4 protein-coding genes and 1 pseudogene are annotated in these 4747 nt (G+C 58.5%); 2 read left to right on the top strand and 3 right to left on the bottom strand.

From position 1 onward, the window contains the following. Positions 1–197, bottom strand: a pseudogene (locus tag G113_RS19195) (transcriptional regulator); the annotation flags it as partial. A 91-nt stretch (positions 198–288) separates the two neighbouring features. Continuing rightward, a complete protein-coding gene (gene malX / locus G113_RS19200; protein ID WP_005909970.1) occupies positions 289–1860 on the bottom strand; it encodes a maltose/glucose-specific PTS transporter subunit IIBC in 1572 nt (523 codons plus the stop codon). A 287-nt stretch (positions 1861–2147) separates the two neighbouring features. Between malX and G113_RS19205 the strand changes: the two genes are divergently transcribed. Next, positions 2148–3200: a Mal regulon transcriptional regulator MalI gene (locus G113_RS19205; RefSeq protein ID WP_169510561.1), complete on the top strand. Its 1053-nt coding sequence runs from the start codon at positions 2148–2150 to the stop codon at positions 3198–3200. 149 nt (positions 3201–3349) lie between these two features. Next, entirely contained in the window at positions 3350–3658 is a 309-nt protein-coding gene (locus G113_RS19210) for a hypothetical protein (RefSeq protein ID WP_152436110.1), read from the top strand. Between the two features lie 544 nt (positions 3659–4202). Here G113_RS19210 and G113_RS20825 read toward each other — a convergent pair. Beyond that, positions 4203–4747 (bottom strand): LysR substrate-binding domain-containing protein (locus G113_RS20825; protein WP_236611811.1); only part of this gene is annotated, 545 nt, incomplete at its 5' end.

A 4747-nucleotide genomic window follows, 5' to 3' on the forward strand; every position in this document is an offset into this window, starting at 1 on the left:
CGACTGTAGCCAAAGACCCCGTGCTCCAGCCGCTTGGACAGGGTCTTGCGAATGCAGGGGGCTGTTTCAAGATCCATGTCGGAGATGGTGAAGGGGAGTAAGTCGGCATGACCGAAACGGTCGGCCACATAGTCCCACTGGGTGCAATAGGTGCCACGGCGATCGACCTCCCGCTCGAAATCATAACTCTCATGCATGCTCTCTATCTCTCCATAAATACAGCAAATGGCCCGTCAATGGATAAGGGGGCATCGCGCCCCCCCAACACATCGCTCACTGCGGCGCACATCAGGCCCCCATCAGGCTCTGCAACTGGTTTTTCACCAGATGCACCTGCGGGCCTATGACCACCTGCAGGTTGTGCTCGTCGAGCTTGATCACCCCGATGGCACCGTTGGCTTTCAATACCTTGTCATCGACCCGGCTCATGTCCTGCACCGACATCCGCAGCCGGGTGATGCAGTTGTCCAGCGCCAGTATGTTGTCGGCACCCCCCAGTGCATTGAGGATGATCTCGCCGTTGTAGCCGCTGTTACCCACGGGTTTGCCAGCAGGTTGCGGGGCGTCGTTGCTCTCCAGTTCACGACCCGGGGTTTTCAGGTTGAAGCGCACGATGGCGAAACGGAACACGCTGTAGTAAATGGCAAACCAGATGGCCGCCACGGCCGGCACCAGATACCACTTGGTGGCCGTGCCTTGCAGCACGCCGAACACCAGAAAATCAATGAGGTTGCCGTCGGTGTTGCCTATGGTCACCCCCAGGAGGCCCATGGTCATAAAGCCCAGACCGGTCAGGATGGCGTGGATGAAGTAGAGCACAGGCGCCACGAACAGGAACAGGAACTCAAGGGGTTCAGTGATGCCACCTATGACGCAGGCCACCACACCGGAGACCAGCAACGCCTTGATCTTGCCGCGATTTTCCGGACGGGCGCAGTGATACATGGCGAGTGCCGCCCCCGGCAGGCCGCCGAGGAAGGCGGGCATCTTGCCCTGAGACAAGAAAGAGGTCGCAGAGACCGAGAATTGGGTGGTATCGGCGCAGGAGAGCTCGGAATAGAAGATATTGAGAGCGCCGCTCACCTCGTTGCCGCACACAAGCGATGTGCCGCCCGCCTCGGTGAAGCGGATCAACGCCACCAGAATGTGATGCAGACCGAGCGGCAGCAGCAGACGTTCACCTGTGCCAAACAGGAAGGGACCGAAGGGGCCTGCGTGGGAGATGACGGCACCGATGCCGTTGATGCCGGCGGCGAACCAGGGCCAGACCAGAGGCACCACCAGACCGACCACCCCCAGTACCAACGCCGTGATGATGGGAACGAAGCGGGCGCCGCCGAAGAAGGCCAGCGCATCCGGCATCCGGTAGGTGTAGAAGCGGGCATGCAACTTGGCGACGATGACCCCGACGATGATGGCGCCCAGAATACCGGTGTCGATGGAGCTGATACCGAGGATGGACTTCACCCCGTAGGCTTTCTCCGCCGCCCCGTCACCGATGACGTTGGCCACGGTGAGGTAGAAGTTGATGGAGAGGTTGAGCGCCGCATAGCCAACGAAACCAGCAAAGGCCGCCACCCCCTTCTCTTCCCGCGCGAGCCCGAGCGGGATGGCCACCGCGAACATCACCGGCAGATAGATGAAGGCCACCAGCCCCACCTTGGTCATCCACAGGAAAAGCAGTTGCAACACCATGTTGTCGAGGAAGGGCATGCTCTGCTTCACCGCATCGCTGGTGAGCGAGCTGCCGACACCGAGCAGTATACCGGAGAAGGCGAGCAGGGCGACCGGCAGCATAAAGGTCTTGCCGAGGCTCTGCAGGAACTCCCATATCGTGGATTTGGCGGGGGACTTGGCCATATGTCTGATCCTTGTGAAGTGAAGGTCATGCCCCGATGCCGCCCTCCACCGCGCTGGTAGCGCGTCGTCAGCAGGAGAGTGGGTTTGCATCAGGTTTTATGAATGATAAAACGTTTTACCAAGTTGCAAGTGCCAACAAGATCACAGAATCACAGGAATAAATGGCGGCCTGTCGCAAATCTGTGAGGCAGATCCATGCCCATGAGATGTAACGTTTCACTTAGGGATATGAGGGGTTATGCTGTGGCTATTCGGTCTCTTGCCCCATGGCTGCAACGCTCTTTCTTATGTCGTCACACTCCATCTCGCCCAAATCGCAACCCGCGAAGCACGCCAAGATCACCGACGTGGCCGAGCTGGCGGGGGTCTCGGTCACCACAGTCTCCATGGTGCTCAACGGCAAGGGACGTATCTCCCCTGCCACAGCAGAGCGGGTGCAGCAGGCTATCAAGCAGCTCGATTATGTGCCCAACAGCGCCGCCGCCAACCTGCGCAATCAACACTCCAATCTGGTCGGCTTGATCCTGCGCGACATCACGGATCCCTTCTATACCGAGGTGACGGCAGGGGTGAGCGAGGTGCTGGAGCAGCAGGGCTACCTGCTGTTTCTGACCCAGTGCGGCCACAGCCCGGAGCGGTTGCAGCAAAGCATCCAGTCCCTGTCACGACAAGGGGTGGCGGGCATCATCTTCAATCCGGTGCGCGGCGCAGCGGCCAAAACACTGCAAACCCTGCTCGACTCACAGCTGCCGGTGGTGTGCGCCGCCCGCTCCTACTACCGCGACGACGTGGACTTTATCGGCCCCGACAACACCCACGCCGCCAAGCAGGCCACCACTTATCTCATCGAGCAGGGTCATCGCCACATCGCCTACGTGGGCGGGCGGGCCGACTCCCTGGCCCGCGCCGAGCGGATCGGCGGCTACTGCGCCAGCCTGCTGCAATATGGCCTGCCCTTCAAACCAGAGTGGATATTGGAGTGCGAACGCACCCAGCGCAGCGCAGCCGACACCATCGCCCAGCTGCTGCACCAGCACCCCAAGGTGACCGCCGTGCTCTGCCACTATCCCGAAGTAGCACTGGGTGGCATCTACGGGGTGGAGGCGAGCGGGCGCACCGTGGGCAAGGACAACTACATAGGTCAGCAGGTGGCGCTGCTCGGCTTTGACGACGTGGCGGAAGCGGAACTCAGCTCCCCCGCCCTCACCTTCGTCAGCTCACCGGCCCGCGAAATTGGCCGCCAGGCCGCCCAGCGGCTGCTGACCCGGATGCAGCAACCGGATCTCGCTCCCAACCGCCATATCATCACCCCCAGCCTGCAAAAACGAGAGTCGGCCTGAGGCTCCGTCAGGACCTCCAAACTGACTCACCCATTCACTGGCGCCAGCGCGTCATCAGCTGGCCATTCCCGGCCAACCGATCCAGGCAATCCCCCCCATGGGTAAATCCCCCCAGGCAGGGGGTTGAGAGCCAACTGGACAAGTCTATGATGGGCACGCCATCCGCAGCAGAGTCCGCCATCGTGACCACACAACCTAAACAACAGCAACAGACCGAACCACAGAGCGAGATCCATCGCTGTGACAAATGCCGGGAACGCACCCGCCATATCGTGGTACTGGTGCCACGGGATCACAGCCAGGATGTGATGCCCAAAGACCCGCGCAAGGCCTTCTGGCAAGCCTTTCGCTCCAGCAGCCTGACCAATGCGGTATTCGGCCAGACCCTCGCCTATCAGGCCACCCATGTGCGGCACCTGATTTGCGAGCGCTGCGGCGAGAAGTTTCTCGAGTATTGAGTACCTGTTGCTCCCGGCAGGGGGCGATAGCCTGCCTGCTGCCGTACAAATAAGCCCGCACTCTCACTAATTTGTTGATCCCCGGCCGCTTTCTCGCAAAGGGCCGTTTTACCCCCTTCCACCACAGCTTGCTATGCCCCGCTTGCAACCAGGCTTCCTCGGGATCGCTGCCTGTGCCGCAACAAGGTAATCGAACGGCCATGTCCCGCTATATCACCGGTTGACCGCAGCAGACTGGCAGCTGTCATCACAGGTGGTAGCGTGGTTTTTAGGTTGGCGCAGCGCGTAGAGAAGCCCGACAGGCAAGCATTATTGCGCCAGCCAGAGCGGAATAAACGTGGATACAAGAGATTGGCACACCAGAATTAACGATACATTTCGCGGTAAACCTTGGCTTCACTTCGTTCAGCGCCAGCCCATGATTTTTAGCCCAAGAGACGAGATGAGCCATATATCCAACGAGACGGCAATCGAAACGACGGCTCCTTGCCCATGAAGTGCTTCCTGATCGCACCAGCTGGGCTAAGCCCCTTTATTCAGTGCTCTACTGTCCTTCACCATCATTTAGCGTTACAACATTATGCTGCATTTCTCTTAGAAACAGATTGGTTAAATCTTGAACCGTTCCATCCATCTCTCCCCGCTGGCGATAAACTGCAATGGTAATATTTGGGAGTGCAGGGAGCTGGGTCAATCTCTGGCTATGCTTGGGGGGCGTTTGAGAAAATAAAGCGACGACGCCCAGCCCAGCCTCTGTAGCTGCCTGCAAAGCTGCAAGGCTACTGCTCTCAAATACTATATGCCAAGGAATACCTTCTCTATTCAATGCCTCTAATATACGATTACGCCATGAGCAGGGTTGACTAAAAATGACTAAAGGTAATGATTCACCTTGATGTTCAAACCCATGCGCTGCAAACCAATAAAGTGGAAAACTAAATTCCTGAATTGGTGCTGGTGCATTGGCAATCGGCATGCTGACCAACACATCCAACTCACCACGTTCAAACGCAGCAAATAGTGACTGCTTGTTAGTCACCTCAACCCGCAAGCTTAATCCTGGATGCACACAAGCAAAGTCTGCTAGGG

The sequence above is a fragment of the Aeromonas molluscorum 848 genome, from assembly GCF_000388115.1.
GTDB classification, from domain to species: Bacteria; Pseudomonadota; Gammaproteobacteria; order Enterobacterales; family Aeromonadaceae; genus Aeromonas; species Aeromonas molluscorum.

Coding starts and splice junctions, on each gene's coding strand:
- malX (WP_005909970.1), bottom strand. CDS start 1,860: ATGGCCAAGTCCCCCGCCAAATCCACGATATGGGAGTTCCTGCAGAGC.
- G113_RS19205 (WP_169510561.1), top strand. CDS start 2,148: ATGTCGTCACACTCCATCTCGCCCAAATCGCAACCCGCGAAGCACGCC.
- G113_RS19210 (WP_152436110.1), top strand. CDS start 3,350: ATGGGCACGCCATCCGCAGCAGAGTCCGCCATCGTGACCACACAACCT.